The 22820-nt window shown below is 39.5% G+C and carries 22 protein-coding genes; 14 read left to right on the top strand and 8 right to left on the bottom strand.

What is annotated here, in order from left to right:
• Window position 1 precedes the first annotated feature (1 nt).
• The 3 genes from ACE1ET_RS05775 to ACE1ET_RS05765 form a co-directional block, all read right to left on the bottom strand.
• Complete coding sequence (locus tag ACE1ET_RS05775; RefSeq protein WP_375727415.1) at window positions 2–1273, bottom strand: DUF3570 domain-containing protein; 1272 nt, start codon at window positions 1271–1273, stop codon at window positions 2–4.
• Window positions 1258–1482 carry a DUF4266 domain-containing protein gene (locus tag ACE1ET_RS05770; RefSeq protein WP_375727414.1) on the bottom strand — a complete coding sequence of 75 codons (225 nt, stop codon included), beginning with the start codon at window positions 1480–1482 and terminating at the stop codon, window positions 1258–1260. The genes ACE1ET_RS05775 and ACE1ET_RS05770 overlap by 16 nt, the downstream gene beginning before the upstream one ends.
• Before the next feature lie 255 nt (window positions 1483–1737).
• Window positions 1738–2460, bottom strand: coding sequence for a (Fe-S)-binding protein (locus tag ACE1ET_RS05765; RefSeq protein WP_375727413.1), 723 nt, complete (start codon window positions 2458–2460; stop codon window positions 1738–1740).
• 256 nt (window positions 2461–2716) lie between these two features.
• Here ACE1ET_RS05765 and ACE1ET_RS05760 point away from each other — a divergent pair, with 256 nt between their 5' ends.
• Both ACE1ET_RS05760 and ACE1ET_RS05755 read left to right on the top strand, forming a co-directional pair.
• Window positions 2717–4390 (top strand): AMP-binding protein, encoded by a 1674-nt coding sequence (locus ACE1ET_RS05760; RefSeq protein WP_375727412.1) that lies wholly within the window; start codon window positions 2717–2719, stop codon window positions 4388–4390.
• Window positions 4391–5011: 621 nt separating this feature from the next.
• Window positions 5012–5494: an arsinothricin resistance N-acetyltransferase ArsN1 family B gene (locus ACE1ET_RS05755; protein WP_375727411.1), complete on the top strand. Its 483-nt coding sequence runs from the start codon at window positions 5012–5014 to the stop codon at window positions 5492–5494.
• On the opposite strand, the gene ACE1ET_RS05750 is transcribed toward ACE1ET_RS05755, so the two are convergent.
• From ACE1ET_RS05750 to aroB, 3 genes are all read right to left on the bottom strand, one after another.
• Window positions 5491–5679 (bottom strand): C1orf53 family protein, encoded by a 189-nt coding sequence (locus ACE1ET_RS05750; protein ID WP_375722251.1) that lies wholly within the window; start codon window positions 5677–5679, stop codon window positions 5491–5493. The two genes, ACE1ET_RS05755 and ACE1ET_RS05750, sit on opposite strands and share 4 nt — an antisense overlap.
• A 296-nt stretch (window positions 5680–5975) precedes the next feature.
• The gene (locus ACE1ET_RS05745) at window positions 5976–7199 is read right to left on the bottom strand and encodes a 3-phosphoshikimate 1-carboxyvinyltransferase (RefSeq protein ID WP_375727410.1); all 1224 of its coding nucleotides are present in this window, start codon (window positions 7197–7199) and stop codon (window positions 5976–5978) included.
• A 1-nt stretch (window position 7200) separates the two neighbouring features.
• Entirely contained in the window at window positions 7201–8274 is a 1074-nt protein-coding gene (aroB, locus tag ACE1ET_RS05740; RefSeq protein WP_375727409.1) for a 3-dehydroquinate synthase, read from the bottom strand.
• A gap of 374 nt (window positions 8275–8648) precedes the next feature.
• Here aroB and ACE1ET_RS05735 point away from each other — a divergent pair, with 374 nt between their 5' ends.
• The 3 genes from ACE1ET_RS05735 (at window position 8649) to ACE1ET_RS05725 (ending at window position 13820) form a co-directional block, all read left to right on the top strand.
• Complete coding sequence (locus ACE1ET_RS05735; RefSeq protein ID WP_375727408.1) at window positions 8649–9125, top strand: T9SS type A sorting domain-containing protein; 477 nt, start codon at window positions 8649–8651, stop codon at window positions 9123–9125.
• 13 nt (window positions 9126–9138) lie between these two features.
• Complete coding sequence (locus tag ACE1ET_RS05730; protein WP_375727407.1) at window positions 9139–12288, top strand: tail fiber domain-containing protein; 3150 nt, start codon at window positions 9139–9141, stop codon at window positions 12286–12288.
• Window positions 12289–12470: 182 nt separating this feature from the next.
• Entirely contained in the window at window positions 12471–13820 is a 1350-nt protein-coding gene (locus ACE1ET_RS05725; RefSeq protein ID WP_375727406.1) for a PKD domain-containing protein, read from the top strand.
• A gap of 227 nt (window positions 13821–14047) precedes the next feature.
• On the opposite strand, the gene ACE1ET_RS05720 is transcribed toward ACE1ET_RS05725, so the two are convergent.
• Both ACE1ET_RS05720 and ACE1ET_RS05715 read right to left on the bottom strand, forming a co-directional pair.
• Window positions 14048–14260, bottom strand: a complete 213-nt coding sequence (locus ACE1ET_RS05720; RefSeq protein ID WP_375727405.1) for a helix-turn-helix transcriptional regulator — start codon at window positions 14258–14260, stop codon at window positions 14048–14050.
• Window positions 14261–14707, bottom strand: coding sequence for a hypothetical protein (locus ACE1ET_RS05715; protein WP_375727404.1), 447 nt, complete (start codon window positions 14705–14707; stop codon window positions 14261–14263).
• Between the two features lie 308 nt (window positions 14708–15015).
• Between ACE1ET_RS05715 and queC the strand changes: the two genes are divergently transcribed.
• The 9 genes from queC (at window position 15016) to ACE1ET_RS05670 (ending at window position 22701) form a co-directional block, all read left to right on the top strand.
• A complete protein-coding gene (gene queC / locus ACE1ET_RS05710) occupies window positions 15016–15699 on the top strand; it encodes a 7-cyano-7-deazaguanine synthase QueC (RefSeq protein WP_375727403.1) in 684 nt (227 codons plus the stop codon).
• The gene (locus tag ACE1ET_RS05705; RefSeq protein ID WP_375727402.1) at window positions 15696–16559 is read left to right on the top strand and encodes a 7-carboxy-7-deazaguanine synthase QueE; all 864 of its coding nucleotides are present in this window, start codon (window positions 15696–15698) and stop codon (window positions 16557–16559) included. Before queC ends, ACE1ET_RS05705 begins: the two co-directional genes overlap by 4 nt.
• Complete coding sequence (locus ACE1ET_RS05700) at window positions 16556–17428, top strand: NADPH-dependent 7-cyano-7-deazaguanine reductase QueF (protein ID WP_375727401.1); 873 nt, start codon at window positions 16556–16558, stop codon at window positions 17426–17428. The genes ACE1ET_RS05705 and ACE1ET_RS05700 overlap by 4 nt, the downstream gene beginning before the upstream one ends.
• 165 nt (window positions 17429–17593) lie before the next feature.
• A complete protein-coding gene (gene tnpA, locus ACE1ET_RS05695; RefSeq protein WP_375727400.1) occupies window positions 17594–18046 on the top strand; it encodes an IS200/IS605 family transposase in 453 nt (150 codons plus the stop codon).
• A gap of 458 nt (window positions 18047–18504) precedes the next feature.
• Window positions 18505–19335 (top strand): helix-turn-helix domain-containing protein, encoded by an 831-nt coding sequence (locus ACE1ET_RS05690; protein ID WP_375727399.1) that lies wholly within the window; start codon window positions 18505–18507, stop codon window positions 19333–19335.
• 103 nt (window positions 19336–19438) lie between these two features.
• Window positions 19439–19975, top strand: a complete 537-nt coding sequence (locus tag ACE1ET_RS05685) for a YceI family protein (protein ID WP_375727398.1) — start codon at window positions 19439–19441, stop codon at window positions 19973–19975.
• Between the two features lie 10 nt (window positions 19976–19985).
• Complete coding sequence (gene ygiD, locus ACE1ET_RS05680) at window positions 19986–20876, top strand: 4,5-DOPA-extradiol-dioxygenase (RefSeq protein WP_375727397.1); 891 nt, start codon at window positions 19986–19988, stop codon at window positions 20874–20876.
• A 214-nt stretch (window positions 20877–21090) separates the two neighbouring features.
• Complete coding sequence (locus ACE1ET_RS05675; RefSeq protein WP_375727396.1) at window positions 21091–21891, top strand: M48 family metallopeptidase; 801 nt, start codon at window positions 21091–21093, stop codon at window positions 21889–21891.
• A gap of 3 nt (window positions 21892–21894) precedes the next feature.
• Window positions 21895–22701 (top strand): SDR family NAD(P)-dependent oxidoreductase, encoded by an 807-nt coding sequence (locus ACE1ET_RS05670; RefSeq protein ID WP_375727395.1) that lies wholly within the window; start codon window positions 21895–21897, stop codon window positions 22699–22701.
• The last annotated feature ends 119 nt before the right edge of the window (window positions 22702–22820 follow it).

Genomic DNA, 22820 nt, shown 5'->3' with positions numbered 1-22820 from the left:
TTTATAACGTAAATGTAAGATCTATGCTTCCAAAAAATGAGTGCAGTCCATCAGATCTTTGATATATCCCACCCCTGAAATTGATGCTTTTGAATGCTGTATGATGATTCAGAAAATTGGTACTGTTTGAACGGGAGATTCCAAATGGCGGAGATAAACGCATTCCTGCTCCAATCTTCTGACTGGTAAATCCGGAGAGATCATAGTCGGATGTGTAGAACTTTTCACCAGGCACATGTTCATTGAACGGCTTGAAATATGTTGAAGCTGTTTGGCGGTAATATCTGTAAAAAGGATAAACCGAGAAGAAGCGGGTGAATTTGACCGGGAGCTCTATCTCTGCCGTGTAGGACTCAATTCCGAACGAGTCGAAATAGTATCTGAAAAAGTTTCTTATAATCAGTGAATTAAATGGATATGCCGATGTGCGTAAACCAAATGCATGTTTATTTCTGAAATCCGGTAACTTTTCGATGCTGACGGTTTTAAAAAAGTCACCTACACTTCTGCCATCATTAAAAACCACACGGTGAAAGGGGGTGGACAAAATACCCTTTTGGTAGGTATATTCATAAATTAAAGCAGCCTGAAAGCGCGGGGTCAGGACACGCGAAAGCACAACTGATCCACTAAACGTATTTCGTATATGTGTTTGCAAAAGCGTATCCGGTCGACCCTGCAGATAACGAAGCTCCACCGGATAAATCAATTTCCAGTTATCCCTCATACCTACAAGATTGAATTGAAGACTGGTATTTTTATCTGCCGATTCAATGGAATAACCTCCATTTGCAGAAAATGATGTTACATCAAACTCACTGCTGAAACCCAGCCCCACATTATACGACTGATTATCTTTGAACATATTGGTAAAACCAAAATTCCCGTATTTTCGCTGATCCTTGTAAGAAGCTCCGGTTAAGGGATATGGATCACCGCGTAAAGCATAAGGAACCGGAATTCCCGGATCGATAGCCGCAGATGAAGCTGATGTATATGAGTCGAAACTTAATTTTGCATTATAGATATACTGTGAATCAACAGGAATTTTTAATTCGACCGCAAAAACCTGGTCATGCAGTGCCTGACTACCAATACCTCCTAAAACAGCCCCATGATCTCCATCCTGCTGATAATAACTGGAAATGAAGTCTACTTCAACGTCTCCTATATCATATTTCCTATTGCCGGACCCCGTCTGGGCAATCGTGACATTCCTCATGGAGAAAAGCAGGAAAAAACCTAAAGTTAAGCGCCTTAGTTGCATCCGCATCCTCCTCCCGTTTTACCGCCTTCGGCACCCGAACTCCCTTCGCGATAGGTTTGAAAACTACTTTCGTAATATTGAAGCGGCCTGGCTGAAAGCTCCATCTCCTCGTCGTTGAGGTAGACTTTCTGATAACTTTTAACAGATTGACAGGAAACAAACAGTAGCAGGCCTGTCACAATCAGGAGTACAAACTTTATAATGCTTTTTTTCATCTCGACAAAACTCGTTATACTATAGAATAAGTAGTATAAATCAATCAACACAAATTAAAGGAAATTGTTGGTCTGGGATTGTTCTTTCCTGACTTATATCAGTTTTATTAACAATTAATGGATGAATTTAACGAATAGAAATCCGGTAGAATTAAAAATTAAATTAAGGTTCAAAAGACACATTGAGTTGCCGTTTATTTCCTAAAAGCGCAATTCGAATTTAGTGCATTAACAAAAGAGACCCGCCACACATAATTATAACCTGTCTGCCAGAATATCGGCTATATGAATGGTTTGTATGGGCAGGTTATGCTTTTTAATATAGCCCTGCATATTCATCATGCAGGAGGCCTCTGTGGCAATAATGTATTCTGCTCCGGTATCCAGGGCATTGCTCACCTTCATTTCGGCCATTGCTGATGAGACCGGTTCAAACTTTACAGAGAATGTTCCGCCAAAGCCGCAGCACACATCAGTATCTGCCATCTCAATCAACTCAAGCCCCTTCACCTTACTCAGGAGCAAGCGGGGTTCATCTTTTATGCCATAATCCCGCAAAGCATGGCACGAATCGTGAAAGGTAACCTTGTGATTAAATTCTGCATTAAAATCCGTAAATTTTAAATGATTGACCAGAAAATCAGTGAGTTCAAACACACGTGGACTGAGGTTATCACAATTATTAAGTTGTTCCGGATCATCCTTAAACAAGCGTTTGTAATGATTTTTCACGTAACCGGTACACGATCCACTTGGAGAAATAATAGGGTTTGATCCGGGAAAATCACGCATAAACTTCAGTGCCAGATCGCGGCTTTTGTCCCAATGACCGCTATTATAAAAAGGCTGGCCACAACATGTTTGTTCCGGATTATAGTTGACTGTACACCCTGCTTTTTCCAGAACTTTAATGGTATTAAACGCCGTATCAGGATATAACTGATCTATAAAACAGGGCACAAACAAATCAACTTCCATAATCCTAATGTTTGAGCGCAAATGTAATGAAATTCGTTTTATCCCTACAATTAGCTGCACCTCTAATTCACTGGGTGATTATGTGCGATGTGTTTATATTCACCCGGTGAATCAGGGAAAACATTTCGTTTTAAGATACTTACAATATGTTTGTTAATTTGCCTATAAACATTTGTTATTTACTGTTATAAATATCAAAACAACAACATATACAGATTTTTTAATATATATTTGTACCACACTAAGGTGAACATTAATGCTTGCAAACAAATTCTTCACATTCGCGGAAATCATTCCGGACTTAACAGAACGGTTCAAAGACAATATTGCATTAAGCTATATTGATGAGGATGGTTTAACTTATGCGCAGATGGCGTGTAAGATCAGTGCTGTTATGGCTTTTTCTGAACAGCTTGGCTTAAAACCCGGTGATAAGGTGATTATTTTAAGTCAGAACATGCCTAACTGGGGCATTACCTATCTGGCGATGTTAAGCATGGGGATTATTGCAGTGCCTGTTCTTCCTGACTTTACAGAGGAAGAAGTGGCAAACGTAATAGAACATTCGGAAGCCCGGACTGCATTTGTGTCTAAAAGTCTGATGCCAAAGCTTAAGGAAAAAGCATCTGCTTATATCAAACACCTTATTCATATTGAAGATTTCACTCTGACACAGGAAAGTGAAGTTTCTTTTGATGAAAATGCAAAGCCATTAAATCAATACACAACAAACGAAAACGATCTTGCGATTTTAATTTACACATCCGGCACTACCGGTAATTCCAAAGGTGTAATGCTGTCGCAGAAAAATGTGATTAGCAACGTTATTCAGTCATCGGGAGTACAGGAGATTAATGAAAATGACCGGTTTTTATCGGTTCTGCCCTTATCGCATACGTATGAGAATACGATAGGATTTTTACTCCCACTCCTTGCTGGTGCCAGTGTTACCTACCTGCGTAAACCACCAACACCGGCGATCCTGGTTCCGGCCATGAAAAAAGTCAGGCCGACGCTGATGCTGACGGTTCCGTTGATTATTGAAAAGATATTTCGAAATAAAGTGCTTCCTGAACTGGAGGGAAAAACCGTCACAAGAGTATTGTACAAATTTCCACCCACAAGAAAACTACTGCACAGGGTAGCAGGGAAAAAATTGATGCAAACCTTTGGTGGCCAGCTGAAATTCTTTGGAATAGGCGGAGCCAAACTCGATGGAACTGTTGAGCGCTTTCTTAGAGAAGCCCGTTTCCCGTATGCTATTGGTTATGGACTGACGGAAACATCACCTCTCCTTGCAGGATCTAATCCGACCAATACAAAATTTCAGGCTATCGGACCAGTGGTTGAAAACTGCGAAATCAAAATTAATGAACCTGATTCCAGAACAGGTGAAGGTGAAATCTGGGCCAAAGGGCCGAATGTGATGTTGGGTTACTATAAAAACCAGGAGGAAACAGAGAAAGTACTGACTACGGATGGCTGGTTTAAAACCGGTGATTTGGGTGTATTTGACAGACAAGGCTGGCTGAGCCATAAAGGGCGTTTGAAAAATGTGCTGGTTGGAGCCAACGGCGAAAATATTTACCCGGAAGAAATTGAGTCCGTTATCAATAACTTTAAACATGTGCTGGAATCCATCGTGGTTCAGAAGAAGGGAAAACTGGTAGCCATGGTGCATTTTAATCGTGAAGAAGTGGAACTGAAGCTGCAGGAAGTAAAACACAATCTTTCGCAAAGACTTGATGACACAATCATCGGTGATTTATCAAAACATGTGGATGAAAAAATAGAAGAGCTGGCCCGTGAACTGAAGGAACATATTAACGCCAGGGTCAATAAATTCTCAAAAATCCAGAATCTTATCATTCAGTCTGATCCGTTTAAAAAGACAGCTACCAAAAAGATTAAACGGTATTTGTATACCTGACGGAGATATAATCACATTTTAAATCCTCCGTCCCGATTATTATGATATAACATCGGGACACCTCTCCCGAAGCCTCGGGACAAGTAAGGAGGACAGTTACATTTGAATTGCAGGTTTAGAAGTCCCCCTTAGGTTGCTGAGTAGCGCAGACAAGATCGTCTATGCATATCGAAGCAAAAAGGGGGTGCGAAGCGGGGGATTTAATATCGGTTAAGAACCGCAAAAACTGACACGAAAGTATTAATCTGAAAGTTTTCCAACGCGCTAATCTGCACTCTTACAGCGACCAACACACAATTCAAATCATATTAAACTTCTTTTACTCTAACAATGACCCATTAAGGGTCCAATTAAAGTAGCCTTAGGTCAATGAGCAATGCGAATGCCGCCCCGGATTTAAGTAGGTTATATAAATCAAGGCCAGAATAATACTTTTAAATACACAAAAATCGTATCAGAACCATCTTTTCAAAAAGGTTAATGAAATATAATCTCTTTCAGTCATAAATTTGTCAACAGAACATAGTACCTCAATCATATAAATGCAGTTACACGACTCAAAGTCCCACTCTCACTCCCACTCTGCTTACAATTCCTTACCTTTGTTAAAACCAATTTGCTATGATCCGATCCGTCAGAACATCCGATGCTGGAGCTATATGTACTATCTATAACCATTTTGTGAAACACACAGTAGTGACCTTTGAGGAAGAACCTGTAACCACCTCCGAAATGGAAAACCGTATTAAAGAAATTTCCATGCGCTTTCCTTATATTGTTCTGGAACTGGATGGTACGATTAAAGGATATGCGTATGCCACTACCTGGAAAACAAGAGCATCTTATCGGTTTTCAGTGGAAACAACGGTTTATTTAGAGCCCGGAACAGAAGGAAACGGATATGGATTTGCCTTATATTCTCACCTGATTGACCTGTTGAAACAGCAGAACATCCATTCTGTTATCGGAGGCATCTCACTGCCAAATCACGCAAGCATCAGGCTTCATGAAAAATGCGGATTTAAATACCTTGGAAAATTCAGTGAAGTGGGATACAAATTTAATAACTGGGTTGATGTGGGCTACTGGGAGTTAATACTTTAGTCCCTTAGCGTCCGGTTCCCCTTAATGTGCTTTGGAAAATACGCACAATGCCTGCATCCGTTCCCGCAACAATAGCCCCTGTCTCTGTGGTACTTCTCAGTAAATATCCTGAAACCGCGCTTATCCATGTAATAATCTTCTCCCTCTTTCAAAGGTGTTGGTGTAAATTCTATATCGTCGTACATTTTTTTCTAAATTCTCTGTTCTTAAAACATTAACTCTTATCAAAGGTTCATTCCTAACGAACCATGAATCCCGGATTAGCTGATCAATGTAAAATGTGACATTAGAAAATTTTTACTCTGCGCATATCTGCGAAATATTTCAGCGTACATCAGCGAGAACAAGTAATCCGTTATTTTTTAAAAATTATTTCTCGCAGAATACCGCAGATTAAACCGCAGATTTACGCTAAATTTCATTTAGAAACTCAATTACGGTTAAAATATAAGTTTGCCCTCTTATTTCCCATGTGATCTGACTATAAATCTATGACATTAAATCCTGCCAATCCAAGATCTTTCCAGTATCCCGGGTATGACTTAGAAACCACGCCAGGCTCATTAATTATTATTCCCGGGAACATCACCGCTGCCGGAGCAAAAGCCATGGCCATCCGGTGATCCTCATAGGTATCAATTGCTATATTTTCCTTTTTCTCACTGGTAGATCCGTCCCAGGCCATGCAGCCTTCTTTTGGTTCCGTGATCACAAATCCCATCTTACCAAGTTCCTTTATCAGCGCAGCCACACGGTTTGTTTCCTTAATTTTCAAACTGTGCAGTCCTTTAAAATAAAACGGAATACCCTTTAAAGCACAGGTCACCACAAATGTTTGAGCCAAATCCGGTTGATCCACGAAATCCACTTCCAGCTTTTCCACGGTTGAACCCGAATTTTCCAGAATCGCCCCTTTATCAGTATAGGTTGTTTTTACGCCCAGCTGTTCAAACAATTCACCACAGCGGCTGTCACCCTGGTAGCTTTCTTTTGTCAGATCAGGAATTTCCACTTTGGCTCCCGGAACAAGCGAAACAATCTGGTACCAGTACGATGCTGCGCTCCAGTCCGGTTCCACAAAAAACTCCCGTGGTTGGTAATTCTGTTGTGCAATGGTGATGGTATCTCCTTCCCATTCGGCTTTTACACCAAAATACTCCATCATATGCAAAGTCATGCGGATATAAGGTTTGGAGATAATCTTATTTTTAAGTTTCAGTATCAGTCCGCCCTGAACCGTCGGGCCAATCATCAGCAATGCCGAAATATACTGACTGCTTACATTACCTTCCAGTTCCAGTGTTTTGCTGTAAAGGGCACTGCCATAAATTTTTAGCGGTGGATAACCTTCCTTTTCCATATATTCGATGCGGGCGCCTAATTCGTTCAGCGCATCCACCAGGATTTTTATGGGCCGGTTTTTCATGCGATCACTACCGGTAACCACCCACTCTCCCATTATTTTCGACAAAAATGCCGTAATAAAACGCATGGCTGTTCCTGCAGGCCCAACATCAAACACGTTGCTGTTTGAATTCAGTGCTTTCAATAACACCTGTGTATCATCACTTTCGCTCAGGTTCTGAACCGGAATACCACTGTAACTTAAGCCTGATATAATCAGTGCCCGGTTGCTGATGCTTTTGGATGCCGGCAATACAATTCGGGAATCAATGGTCTTAGGTGCGGTTATCGAATATTGCATGCTAAACTCCTGTTACCTTGCGTAAATAATCCAGTGAATCGTCAATTTCTTTGCGTGTACAGTTCATGTTGATCTGCACCTCACCGATGTTTTTCATAAAGGTAAAGTTGATCATTCCACCTTTGTTCTTTTTATCGTGAAGCATCAGTTCATATAAGCGGTCATAGTCATCTGAAGAAAACTGAAATGAGCCGTAATTCCTGACAACCAGGTCAACCAGTTGATCCAGTGCCTTTTCCGGGAAGTTCAGTTTTTTATGCGATAAATACAGTTCACTTATCAGTCCCCAGGCAACTGCATAGCCGTGAAGTACAGGACGTCCCTGTTCCATGGCCATACTTTCCAGTGCATGCCCGATGGTATGCCCCAGGTTCAGTGCCTTACGAATACCTTTTTCATACGGATCCTCCGCTACAACACGTTCCTTTATGCCAATGGATTTCCCAACGATTGGTTTCAAAAGTTCGTAATCAGGATCTGTTGTGTCATAAGCACAAATCTCATCCCAGTCTGCCTGTGAGCTCAGCAAGGCATGTTTGATCATCTCTGCGTACCCTGAAATAAAGTTTTCCTGATCCAGTGTTTTCAGAAAGCGGGTATCTACGAGTACGGCTTCCGCATGGTTAATGACACCGATCTCATTTTTCAGGCCTTCAAAGTTAATACCAGTCTTCCCTCCAACAGCTGCATCCACAATAGCCAGAAGCGTAGTCGGCACATTAAAAAAGCGCACACCCCGTTTAAACGTTGACGCTGCAAAACCTCCAAGGTCGGTTACCATACCGCCTCCAAGACTGACAAACAAGGAGTGACGGTCAGCGCCGTTATGGGTCATATATTTCCATACATCCACTAAAGCATCTACTTTTTTGTGGTCATCGCCCGATTTAATGGTGATAAAATGTGCACCGGCCAGTGTAATATTCTCTTTCAGAATATCAGCACACTTTTCAAACGTATTATCGTCAGTAAGAATAAAGATTTCAGAAGATTTATACCCTTCCAAAAACGGTTCAATATCAACCGCCACGTTGTCGCAGATCCTAACCTTATTGTTTGCAGATTCTATGATCATAACTGAATTTTTTGCGGTCACAAAGATAAGGGCAAATTCGGGTTATTGCAATACTGTGCCTTAGCCAGGGCTTCGTTTAAAACGAAACCCTGACTGGAAAAATGTTTCTAACTAAATCACGACCACAACATAACACTATCATCACACTGATAATGTAAAAGTTAATACTATATCTTCTAATAAATCAGCAGCCAAATATTGTGTCTAACACAAACAAGAATATCAGGGTTATAACTTCATACTTATTAGTTAATTCCGTAACTTTAATGGTCCAAAATGAACTGCCCCTCTTTCTCAGGAAAGCCTTGTAATACAAAAAGATATTCTACTACGTGAGGATCAGCCCTCTATTTTGAATTACAACAAAATACCCCATGAAAACATTTGCACTAATCCTTATTTGGTTTGGATGGTTTTCCTTTGCCAGTGCACAGGAAGCAATTACTACGACCGGTGGTTCTGCATCCGGCACGAATGGAAGTGTAAGCTACACCGTTGGGCAGGTTACCTACCAAACCCGAAGCGGAACAAATGGTTCAGTTGCAGAAGGTGTGCAACAACCTTTTGAAATTTCTGTAATTTCTACAATCAAAGAAACTGATGGAATATCACTTAATTTCATAGTTTATCCTAATCCAGCCAAAACCAATCTTACTTTGGATATCGCTGATTTTGAGCTTTCAAATTTAATCTTTGAACTTTTTGACGTAAACGGAAAGATTTTAAAGACAGGGGAAATTACAAACACCCGGACAAATATTGATATTTCCAGCCTTGAATCAGCATCATATTTGGTTAAAGTCATTCGGGATAATCAGGAAATAAAAACATTTAAAATCATAAAATATTAAGGAGGACTAAACAATGAGAAAGTTATATGCTTTTTTAATAGGATTGTTATTAACCTCATTACTATGGGCACAAAGCCCCGAGAAAATGAGTTACCAGGCAGTAGTCCGTAATTCTGATAGTGAACTTGTAATTAATTCATCCATTGGAATGCAAATTAGTATTATACAGGGTTCAGTATCCGGAACTTCTGTCTATGTAGAAAGACACTTCCCCACAACAAATGAGAATGGCCTTGTAAGCCTTGAAATAGGAACAGGAACCATTATCAGTGGTGTTTTCGCTGATATCGATTGGTCTGCAGGTCCGTATTTTATGAAGACAGAAACAGATTTGAATGGTGGGGCAAATTATACGATTACCGGAATAAAACAGTTATTGAGTGTTCCTTATGCTTTATATGCTAAAGAAGCAGGCAATAAAGATGATGCCGATGCAGATCCTGAGAATGAGTTGCAATCGATAAGTTTGGATGGTGATCAGTTAACATTATCCAACGGAGGTTCTGTAACACTACCCAAGGATACATTAGCCTTTATTTCATCAGATGGTATTACACACAATGCAAATTTAACTGATAATTTTGTTTTTGGATCAACTTCACTGGATAGCTTACAAGGCAATGAAGATGATGCACGTATGTTTTTCAATAAAGCAAAAGGTTCATTCAGGGCAGGTACAGCTGTTGGATCGGAATGGAACGATGATAATATTGGGGTTAATTCATTTGCATCTGGATTGAATAACATAGCATCTGGGAATGGTTCGACTGCAATAGGTATTAATACGACAGCTTCAGGAGGTTGTTCTTTGGCTTCAGGATTTAAAACCTCTGCAATCGGATCAAATTCTTTAGCTCTGGGATACGAAACTTTAGCAACAGGTCCCTCATGTATCGCACTGGGTTTAAATACTACGGCTACATCACTTTCTTCATTTGCTTTAGGCACCCATTCTTCCGCATATAATAATTTTTCAACAGCAATAGGTTACTATTCTGAAGCACAAGGGGTTTCTTCAGTAGCCATTGGAAGAGGTGTAACGGCATATTCATTTAATGAAATTGTATTTGGTCAAAATAATACATCGTACACACCTGAAAACACAAGTAATTGGGATGAGGCTGACAGGCTTTTTGTAATAGGTAACGGAACATCAAATCCAAGCGATGCTTTAACGGTACTCAAAAGTGGAAATGTTGGGATTGGAGATAGTAATCCTTTTCAGAAATTATCTGTTAACGGAATGATTTATTCACGGGAAGAAGGATTTATGTTCCCGGATGGTACAGTTCAAACTACCGCAGTTGATCCAATAAGAGGAATTAAAATCATACCAAATATATTAATTGGGGAGTCAGCTGGAGAAGATTCTGATTCAACAAGATATATAATTGCAATCGGTGATTTTGCATTATATAATAATGGAATCGGGGCAACACAAAACTATCATGCAACGGCAAATACTGGAATTGGCTACAGGTCATTGTGTTACAACACAACAGGTTATAAAAATACTGCCAATGGTTTTACAGCGTTGTTTTCTAATACCGAAGGACATGATAATACAGCGAATGGATACCGTGCTTTATTCATTAACGCGACAGGAAATCAAAATACAGCAAGTGGTTCGTTGGCTTTATGCTTAAATACCTATGGAAGTGATAATACAGCCAATGGTTGTGCTGCGTTGTATTCTAACACAATAGGGTCTAATAACACAGCAAATGGTCGTCATGCTTTGTATTCTAATACTGAAGGGCAAGATAATACCGCAAATGGATATTATGCCCTTAATGAAAATACAACCGGTAATTATAACGTTGCAATGGGTAACAATGCCCTCTTAAGTAACACAACTGCAAACGACAATACAGCTTTAGGGCGTGCAGCTCTGAAGAATAATACAACTGGTTATGAGAATACAGCTACAGGCTCATGGGCACTTTTAAGTAATACCGAAGGTAACTTTAATTCGGCTTATGGGCGTGCTGCGATGTATCATAATACAGAAGGTAATAATAATACAGCTATTGGATATGAATCACTGAATAAAAATATTTCAGGTTCTTCAAATGTTGCAATTGGGACTCGGGCTCTTTACAATAGCACTGATCGATGTAATCTGGTAGCAATAGGTGATTCTGCTTTATTTAATAATGGAATTGGAGCAACCGTTTGGGTTGATGGAACTAGTAATACTGCTGTTGGTTCGAAATCACTTTACTCCAATACAACCGGTTATAGAAATACTGCAAATGGATACGAAGCACTCTATTTCAATACGACAGGTAATAATAATTCTGCAAGTGGATACAGGGCTCTTTATTCCAATACAACTGGTAAATATAATACTGCTAATGGATATGCGGCGTTGTATAATAATACTGAAGGAGGTGATAATACAGCAAATGGATATTATGCACTTCAAGCCAATACAACAGGATCTTCTAATACAGCAAATGGATACTCAGCGCTCCATATTAATTCATCAGGTAAATGTAATACCTCAAATGGAACCAATGCGCTCTATTCCAATACAACAGGTTCATATAATACAGCAAATGGATACTCGGCGCTCTATTCCAATAAAACAGGTAATTACAATACAGCTATTGGTTATCGTGCCGGGCCCGACAATGTTTGGGGTTTGTACAATACAGGTGCATTTGGCTCTGATGCCTGGGTACAAGAAAGTAATACCATTCGAATCGGAAATACCAGTATTTCTAAAATTAGTGGGCAGGTAGCATGGTCTTATCCTTCAGATGGACGTTTTAAAACAAATGTGAAAGCCAATGTTCCGGGTTTAGAATTTATAAGAAAATTAAATCCTGTTACCTTTAATTGGGACATCCACAAACTAGATAGATTTAAAGGTGTTTCCGATAGTATATATGCCCAAAGCCCCAAAATGGAAGAAGCCAGATTACAGCAGGAAGCTAAGATATATAGTGGTTTTATTGCACAAGAGGTTGAAGAAGCCGCCAATGCCGTTGGTTATGATTTTAGCGGTTTAAAAAAACCCAAAAATGAAAGATCAGAATATGAGCTTGCGTATTCAGAATTTGTAGTTCCTCTGGTTAAAGCAGTACAGGAACAACAACACATGATTGAAGAAATGAAAAAAGAAATTGAAGATTTAAAACGTCAGATAAATCAATGAATTTATTGTGGACATGTAGATAAAAATAGTCTGAAGTAGCCGAAAGCTGATGAATGCTGCTTCTTTGGATTATAATTTAATAAAGATATATCAGCCCCTCTTTCATAGGAAAGCCTTTTATATCAATGATAATTTTCATTTGTAACATTCGTCTTTATTAAAATTTCTTTAAAAAGTACCCCATGAAAACTGTTTTTAGAAAAGAGCGCATTACTTATAATGTGTTTTTGTTAATGGCCATTGGAGCAACGTTGTATTTATGGAGTTGTTGCAAAGAAAAGTTTGAAAACAGCAGTCCTGTAGCAATTATCAGTGCTGACGTAACTGAAGGTAACAGGCCATTGGTAGTTACTTTTAGTGCCAGCCAGTCATACGACCCGGATGAAGATGAACTCACGTACTATTGGGATTTTGGAGACGGAACAAATTCCAATGAAGATTATTACCCAAAAGTATTCAATGAAACAGGTAGTTTCAATGTCAAACTCAAAGTTACAGATCCTGGTGGACTGGAAGCAACAGATAATGTTACTATTAAAGTAAACAAACCACCAGATTTATTCCCGATATCAGAGAATGCTCAATGGATTTACAAGGTAACTGCCAGAGATACCGAAAATGGAAAATTAAGCGATTATGATGAAGGCACTTTGTGCCTGGTTGTTACGGAATTAAATAATGAATCACAGGATATTCAGTTTATTAAACTCAGGATTACAGGAGAAAGATATTATAATAATAAAGGTTTTGCGGAGTATATTTTAATTTCACATGTACCTGGTAAAAAAGTGGGAGTCTATCATATATTAAATAATACATTTGAGGATGGAGGTTATAAAACCATGATAAATATGGCTGAGAATACCTGGTCAGGGTTTGGAATGTTCTTTTCAAATACTTCTACGCAAAGTGTAACACAATCAACAACCAGTATCAATATGGGATTAGGCAATTATTCAGCCTATAAAATCCGGTATCATAGTGATAACATAGGAGAAAATTATGTAAGTGAACGCTATGATGTTACAGAGGAGGAATATTATAATCCACAAATCGGTTTGTTATACAGAACAACTTCAAGGTATGTTGATTTTTTAGATTGTTTTACCTGCCCGGTTTATGGTGGTGGAACTGAAATTGAATTGACGGGTTATTACATTGTTCTAAGTGATGGAACAAAATTAGAGGGCGGTACAGGCTATAATCCCGGTAATCCTTATGGTGGGAATATGGGTCTATTGACTGTATGGAATAAAATTGACCTGGGATATACAAGTATTTACCTGGATGGTGATTATGTTGGAACCATACAAAAATATTTCCCTGACGGAATAAGTTGTGATGATGGAAATGCGGTAAATGTTTTTCGTCCTGAAGGTACTTACACTCTTACTGCCGAATCACCTAAAGGATATAAATGGGAAACAGAAATAGAATTTAAACAAGGTGAATGTTTATCCCTTGAATTTATTGTCAGTAATAAAAGTATTAAAATCCACAATAATCAAATCGTTTTGGCTCCATTAAATTAAATTTTGGATATGGGATTTAACGAAGATTTATGACATTTTGAGCATACACGTCACATCTTAATTCAAATTAAGGTGAATAAAATATTACCCGATAGAAATAATTAGCAGGATTTCCATCCTACACAGGATCACATATTACTTCCATAGCTCAAAACAATTTCAACACCGAAGGTGCCATAGTATGAAAATCTTTCAATTAGTACAAAAAACCAGAACATGGCTTAAAGCTACTCTTCCTCATACATAAATACTTCGTTGATTTGTTTATGAAAGACATCTGATATTTTAAATGCCAGTTCCAGTGAAGGAGAGTATTTGCCCTTTTCAATGGCAACAATGGTTTGCCTTGATGCACTGACTTTATCTGCCAGCTCCTGTTGTGTCATTTCATCGGCATCGAACCGTAAGCGTCTTATGTTACTTTTTATTATCTTTTTCATTTATAGCCCCTTTCTGTGAAAATAAATCTGCGTTCCGTTATCAACAACTTCGGAAAGCAGGGCACTGATGATAAAAACAATAAAAATACTATATACCGGTAAACCGATTGAAAGTCCAAGAATACCAAGTACAAAACCACCTGAAAACACATAATATGAATTACGCATGCCTTTTAATTTAATCAGTTTTACCCGTTCGTCTTCAACCGGTATTTTGTCTTCGCGTGTAGCAATAGCATTAATAATGTGAAATATAATGTATATGATAATTCTGGCTACTACTGAAACACCAATAAAAATCAAAAATACAACACCCCATTTTCTGTAATCCGCGGTAAGGTCAATTACTCCCGAAACATGTTTCTGGTATACAATCCAACTGTAAACCATAGTGATTAACAAACCACTAAAGATGTTTACAACGTTTTCTTTTTCCTGATAAGTCATATCCTGTAAGTTTATAATATTTAACAATAAAACTAAAATATTTGACACAAAGATATATATTTTTTACTTTATGTAAAGTTTTTTTTACATAAATTTTTTGTTTTATTATGTAAAGAACACTGAATATCATTTGCAAAGCCCCTGAATATTCCTTTAATTTGCGCCGTTAAACACAGACAGTTCGAAACCATCCTGTCTCTAAAAAAAACTAGGGAAATGAAAAATAAACAATTACATAAGGCCAAAGAGCCTTCGCTTGCCGTTTCAGGCAATAGTTCAACAGAGTTTATTAAATATCCGGTGCAGTCATGAAAAAGGCTGTTGTATTGCTATCGGGTGGATTAGATTCAACCATAGCGCTCTACCTTGCCAAAAGTGAGGGATACCAGGTTTATGCCCTGTCGTTCGATTACGGACAGAAACATAACCGGGAACTGGAATGTGCCAAAACTTCATCACAACAAGTCGGTGTGGCCGAACACAAAATTGTCAGTCTGAACCTGAACCTTGGGAGCAGCAGCTCACTCACCAATCCTGATGTACAGGTAGAAGATGGTGATGCGGACCGCACTGATATTCCTCAAACCTATGTCCCCGCACGTAACATGGTGTTTCTTTCGGTTGCTGCATCTTACGCTGAATCAGTTCAGGCCCAACATATTTTTATCGGTGTAAGCCAGGTGGATTATTCCGGCTATGTGGATTGCCGAGAGAGTTTCATCAAAGCTATGGAGAACGCCATCAATCAGGGTACGTTGATGGCTGTTGAAGAGCACAAACCTATTAGTATCCATGCACCGTTTTTATTTAAATCAAAGACAGAGGAAATAAAACTGGGTGCAGAACTCAACGTGGATTTCAGTCACACCTGGTCGTGTTATCGTGGTGGAGAAACGCCTTGTGGAACCTGCGACAGTTGTCTGTTGCGTGCCAGGGCATTTGCCGAAGCCGGTGTTATGGACACAGCATTAAATCAGGAGGGAAAAGCATGAGTCAGTTATTTTTAGCACCGGAAGGTATTTTTCCTGCCACAAAAGATGCTGCCGGGAATCCCATAAAGAAAAAGCCGGCAACGGGTTTTACCATTCCAGGAACCATTCAGGGAGAAGGGAAAATGGCCGGTTTGCCAGCCCTGTTTTTACGCCTCTCAGGTTGTAATTTAAGATGTATGTGGAACCTTCCCAATGGCGATATAAGTATCTGTGACACACCTCACGCTTCTTTCAGCACAGATTTTGAAACCCTGGAGAATACTGAAGATGTCGCCCGTAAAATAATCTATAACCTGGGAAACATTCCTTTGCTGGTAATTTCGGGAGGCGAACCCTTAATTCAGGCTAACGGGCTGATGGATCTTATCAAACATTTGCGTTCAGAAAAACCAGATATAAAAATAGCTATTGAAACCAATGGAACTATTTTTAATGAAAAGCTGGCTGACCTGATAGATTTTTTCAGCATTTCTCCCAAATTAAAAAATGCATTGCCGACCCTTGAAAAAGTAAAAAAAGCAGGCATTGTGCTGCCTGCTGATCCTGACAACTATAAAATGATACAAATCAATATCAGGGTGCTTCAAGACTACATTGATTTGTGTAAAAATTCGCTGGAAAAAGATTTTCAGCTTAAATTTGTAATTAGCTCAGAGAACGAAACGAATGAGATAAAAGATCAGTACCTGGACCGGTTAACAGGCTGGAAAAGTGAAGACATCGTACTGATGCCCCTTGGATCAACCCCGGAAGAACTGGCCCAAACGCGCTTAATGGCCATGGAAACTGCCATAAAAAACGGATTCCGCTACACCCCACGGCTTCAGGTAACTTATTTTGACGGAATTGCAGGTGTATGATGAAACCGGAAGAACAACATTTAGGTAAAGAAAGTCAGTATCCTCAGCACTACACTCCGGATGTACTGGTTGCCGTGCCACGGTCTGAAAACCGTGAGTTGTACAATATAAAGGATGAGAAACTACCGTTCTGCGGGGTCGATGTATGGCACGCCTATGAATTCAGTTTTTTACTGGGGAAAGGACTTCCGGTTGCAGGCATGCTTAAAATTGTATATGCCTGCTCCAGTAAATTTATAGTAGAAAGTAAATCGCTGAAACTTTATCTGAACTCGTTTAATATGACCCGGACCGTTGCCGAAAGGGAAACGGCGGTACAAAACATCTGCGTCACAATTAAACGTGACCTGGAGCGACTTCTGAAAACAACCGTTCAGGTCACTTTTTTTGATCAGAATGCTTCTGTTCAGCCTTTTGATTTTGTAGGTTATCCATTACTTGAAGACATGGTTGGGATTGATCTGACCATTGAGGAATATTCAGAAAATCCTGATATTCTCAGGCCACACCCGGGGATCACTTCACTGAAAATTTCCACCCATCTGTTGCGCAGTAACTGCAAAGTAACGCATCAGCCTGACTGGGGTTCAGTTTACATCTCAATGGAAGGCCCAACAATGCCGGATAAAACTACCCTGCTGAAATACATTGTTTCGTTGCGTAACGAAAATCATTTTCACGAGGAGATCTGCGAGATGATCTACAAACGTCTGGATGACATATTTTCTCCAACCGATTTGATGGTGTGCTGCCTTTATACCCGTCGTGGTGGTCTGGATATAAATCCGGTTCGTGCAAAAAACCAACACTTCAGACTGCTAAACCTGGTTCAACCTAACAAACTGACAGAAAGAGGATTCAGGCAATAAATATCTTTCGTTATATCGCATCAAGCTACGCATGATGCTGAAATACCACGTGCCGTTGGCACTGATCCAGCATTTATATCCAGTGAGAATAAATAGCCCGTACAAACTTGACGATAAGGTCTGTATTCACTAAATTTATCATCTAATTCCTAAAACTAAACAACCATGCCACAGTCTCTTGTTAAGAATTATGTCCATATCACATTTTCAACAAAAAACAGGTATCCTTTTATTGATGAAAACATTGAAAAAGAACTTTACAGTTATATTGGTGCAATATGCAGAGAATATGAATGTTATCCTGTAAAAATTGGGGGTTATAAGGACCATATTCATATTTTATGTCTCCTTTCACGAAAGATGGCCTTAATGAACCTTATTGAAAAGATTAAATCACATTCTTCAAAGTGGATAAAAACCAAAGGGAAATGTTTCGAGTTATTTTTCTGGCAGAGAGGCTACGGTTGTTTTTCTGTTTGCCAGAATGCAGTTAAACGCGTTGAAATGTACATTGAGAATCAAAAACAACATCACAATAAAGATACTTTCAAAAAGGAGTATTTGAAATTACTACAGAAAAATGACATTGATTTCGAAGAAAAATACGTTTGGGATTAATCGACGTCGCACCTTTGGTGCTTTTCTGGCCCTTCTGCCCATTGCATCAAGCTACGCATGATGCTGAAATACCACGTGCCTTTGGCACTGATTTTCACCTCTCCCTCTCCTTCGCCTAGGACTGCATCCTATGCATAATTAACTACGCGCCGTTGGCGCTAACCTACTTCAGTTACTTGTTTGAACACAAAAAGGTGCGATATAACTCTGTAATGAACGATTCCGCCGCGGAGCAGAGCGGGATCAATAAGGAATTGAATTATTCCTTTAATCGCCTCAAGGGCTGGAAAATAAAACCTACAGATCCCTCTACAAAAGCCCGGGATCAGTTCGACTTTGTAATTTCAGTTCACTTCGTTTCTGAAATCACAATCTCACTGATTTAAAATTATTACATGAACACCTCCACAACTTTAAACTGCTAACTTTGTTCTGATAGAAAATATAATTTGTTGCATATGCAGGAAATGTTCAAAATAAACAGGGTTTTCCCTGAAGATGTCGAGCGCATTCAAACATCTGAGAATAACCCACACACACACGATTATGAAGAACTCCTGATCGGTGTGGAAGGCAGTCTGGAACATTTCATCGATTTTGAATCCACAAAAATGGATGCCCCATTTGTAAGTTTTGTAACCAAGGGTAAAATACACCGCGTTATACCCTATTTAAAAGACGGGAAATGTGATATCTGGGCTATCCGGTTTAAAAGTGAGTTTATACCAGAAACCACTTTCCAGTTATACACCTATTATCACAATAATGCAAACATCCCGCTCCCGGCCGATCGTTGTTTTAAAAGAATGGAAACCATTTGTCGCATGATGCTGGAAGAAACGGAAGCTGATCAACCGGATTATTCGATTGTCCGCCACCTGTTAAGTGCACTTTTTACCATGGTTGAATCCGAACGTAAAAAATTAGTACCGGACGATTCTGAACTGATTAAAACACAAAGCTCTACTTTTAAAACATTTCTGGTGACACTCGAAGAAAATTTTCGTCGTCCAGAAGGTGTTGAATTTTACGCTGAAAAGCTCTTTATGAGCAGCCGTAACCTGAACATCATCTGCCAGAATATTATGCAGAAAAGTGTATCTGAAATCATAGAAACACGCAAGTTGATAGAAGCCAAAAACCTGTTGATGACCACTGATAAAACCATTTCTGAGATTGGTTTTGAACTGGGATATTCTGAAAATGCCTATTTTACCAGTGTATTTAAACGCAGGTCAGGACAAACTCCCGGTGAATTTCGCAAGGAAATGCAGCAGCTTATTTCCTGATTTTATAATTCCTTTTCCGAAAAGTGATACCTCTGGCGTGACAGGATGCCCGTACTTTGTATCAACAAAAAAGAACAAAGTATAAATAATAAAAATAACGGAAATGGAAACAAAAAAAACAATCTGGACATTAGATCCTTCACACAGCGAAATTACGTTTAAAGTTAAACACATGATGATCTCCAATGTAAGGGGCGAGTTTAAATCGTTTAGCGCACTTATAGAAGGAGAGGATTTTGAGAAAGCAAAGATCAGTGCTTCAATTGAAGCAGCATCGGTTTTTACAAATAGTGAGGACCGCGACAACCACCTGAAGAGTGCAGACTTTTTTGATGCAGAAAATTATGCAGCTCTTACCTTTGAGGGCATTTCTCTTAAAAAGTTAGATGATGATGAATATAAACTGACAGGCTTGCTAACTATTAAAGGTGTGAGCAAAGAAGTGACCTTCGACGTTGAATTCGGTGGTATCAATAAAGATCCGTGGGGTAACTACAAAGCAGGATTCTCTATTGAGGGAAAAATCAACCGGAAAGATTGGGGACTTAACTGGAATGCAGCCCTTGAAACAGGCGGTGTACTGGTGAGTGATGATGTAAAAATATCAGCTGAAGTACAATTTGTAAAACAAGAAGCATAACAACTGAAGTATGGAACGGAAACAGTTTCTCAAAATTCTGTCCCTACTTCCATTAACAGGAGCAGCTATGAAACTGAATGCACTGAATAAACTGACATCCATGGACAGCACGGAGCTTATGCCCCTGCTGTTTCTGGGTCATGGTAGTCCGATGAATGCCATTGAGGATAATGAGTTCACGCGGAATTTTCATGATATAAGTACGAAATTCGAAAGGCCAAAGGCTATATTGTGTGTTTCCGCACACTGGGAAACGCGTGGAACATTCCTTACTGCTATGGATCAGCCGCCAACAATTCACGATTTTGGAGGATTCCCTAAAGCACTGTACGATGTGCAGTATCCGGCACCGGGCAGTCCTCAACTGGCAAAAGAAACGTCGCAGCTAATCGGTTCAACCAAAGCGGATGTGACACAGAAATGGGGACTTGACCATGGAGCATGGAGTGTGATCAAACACCTCTACCCCAACGCTGATATACCGGTAATAGAAATGAGTATAGATTATACGAAAGATCCGGAATTTCACTACAACCTGGGGAGGGAACTTGCCGCATTACGCCGTAAAGGGGTTCTGATAATTGGGAGTGGAAACCTGGTGCATAATCTGCGGATGGTGGACTGGGAAAATATGAACACCATTGGGTATGGTTTTGACTGGGCCGTAGAAGCCAAAACCAAAATGAATGACTGGATCCTATCGGGTGACCACAAAGCGTTAATGCAGTATAAACAGCAGGGGAAAGCCCTGCAACTGGCTATTCCAACGCCGGATCACTTTCTGCCTTTGTTATACGTTCTGGGATTAAAAGAAGGAAAGGACGAAATATCGTTGTTCAACGATAAAACAATGGCTGGTTCATTGAGCATGACATCGGTTTTTATAAAGCCTGAGAACTAAAGAGTAAAAATGCATACGTAAAATAAGTCTGTCTCTTATATGGGGCAGACTTTTTTGCTTGCTTCAAAACCTGAATACAGACTATGTTAATCTTATTTCTTTATTCAAAACCAATAAAATTCCGGCACTTTTAACAAATACTGAATTTGTTTGTTAATGTGTTATCAGAAAGATAAATAATTTGTCTATTTCTCACTTGGTAACATAAAAGTCTATGAAACAAATCAGCATTATTTTAAGCGTTTTATTTTTAACCGCCTGTGCTACTGTTCCCCTAACAGGCAGAAAACAGTTTAAAGCCGTCCCGTTATCTCAGATGTTGTCTTTAAGTGCAAGCAGTTATGAACAGGTACTACAGGAAAATGCCATTTCCGATAATGAGAAATATCGTGATATGGTTAAGACTGTTGGTCACAACATTTCAGCTGCCGTAGAAAAATTCTTTACGGAAAACAATATGCAGGATGAGATAAATAATTACAAATGGGAATATAATGTGTTAGTCTCAGACGAATTAAATGCATGGTGCATGCCGGGTGGGAAAATAGCATTTTACGAAGGCATTATGCCTGTATGTGAAAATGAAACCGGGGTTGCCGTGGTCATGGCTCATGAAGTTGCTCATGCCATTGCAGAACACGGCAATGAAAGGCTATCGCAGCAACTGGCACTGCAATTGGGTGGCATGGCACTATCTGAAGCCCTTGAAAAAGAGAAGGAAACTACTCAGAATTTAGCGATGCTTGCCTTCGGTGTAGGCTCACAGGTAGGAATGATGTTGCCATACAGTCGGTTACACGAAAAAGAAGCGGATGAGATGGGGCTGTACCTGATGGCCATGGCAGGATACGATCCCAAGGAATCCATTACTTTCTGGCAGCGTATGATGGCCAACAGTGCAACAACAACGCCGGAATTTTTATCCACACATCCAAGTCCTGATAACCGGATCAAATACCTGGAAAGCAAGATGGATAAGGCCATGGAATATTACAATGCTTCAAAAGCGAGTTAAAACATGAAAGTAGATAACAAGGTTATAGTCGTTACAGGTGCCGGAAGCGGCATGGGCAGAGAAATTACATTGCAGCTTTTGTCTAAAGGGGCAAAGGTTGCCATGGTTGATATCAATGTAAAAGGCATGCAGGAAACTGCATCACTGGCCGGAGGTTCAAATCTGTCAACGCATGAAATTAATATTGCCAAACGTGATGAAGTTGAGAAATTACCTGAATCGGTAATTAAGGTGCATGGCGCAGTGGACGGATTAATCAATAATGCCGGAATTATTCAGCCATTTATTGACGTGAATGACCTGGGTTATGATACGATTGAACGCATTATAAATATTAATTTTTATGGTACATTGTATATGACTAAATCATTTTTACCCTATCTGCTAAAACGTCCTGAAGCACACATTGCCAATATATCCAGCATGGGAGGTTTTATTCCTTTCCCCGGACAAACATTTTACGGTGCTTCCAAAGCTGCAGTGAAACTTTTAACGGAAGGATTATATGCAGAACTTCGGCATACTAACGTTGGCGTGACCGTTATTCATCCCGGAGCCGTGAATACAAATATTATGTCCAACTCCGGCATTAAGTCCGAAGCCGAAGAAAAAGCTTCAAAGGATACACAAAGCAACATGGCGCTGCCTGCTGATAAGGCTGCAGAAAAAATCATACTTGCCATAGAAAAAAATAAATTCCGGGCAATGGTTGGAAAAGATGCCAAAGGTTTAGATATACTATACCGACTGGCTCCCAGATTTGCTGTAAAAATGATTGAAAAACAGATGAGTAAACTGGATCTGAAGTAAAATTTTTGCACTTTCTGCAGAACAAGGCAGTCTTATATTCTGTCAATATACCTTGAACCAAACCCAACAGATTCTATTATTTTTACTGAATACATATAAGTCTAACAGCTTGTAAATAT

Origin of the sequence: Quyinboa mangrovi (assembly GCF_042219825.1) — a bacterium.
Classification (GTDB): Bacteria; Bacteroidota; Bacteroidia; order Bacteroidales; family UBA5342; genus JBHJHP01.
Note: the sequence above shows the minus strand (reverse complement) of the source record. Positions and strands in the feature narration are given on the sequence as shown.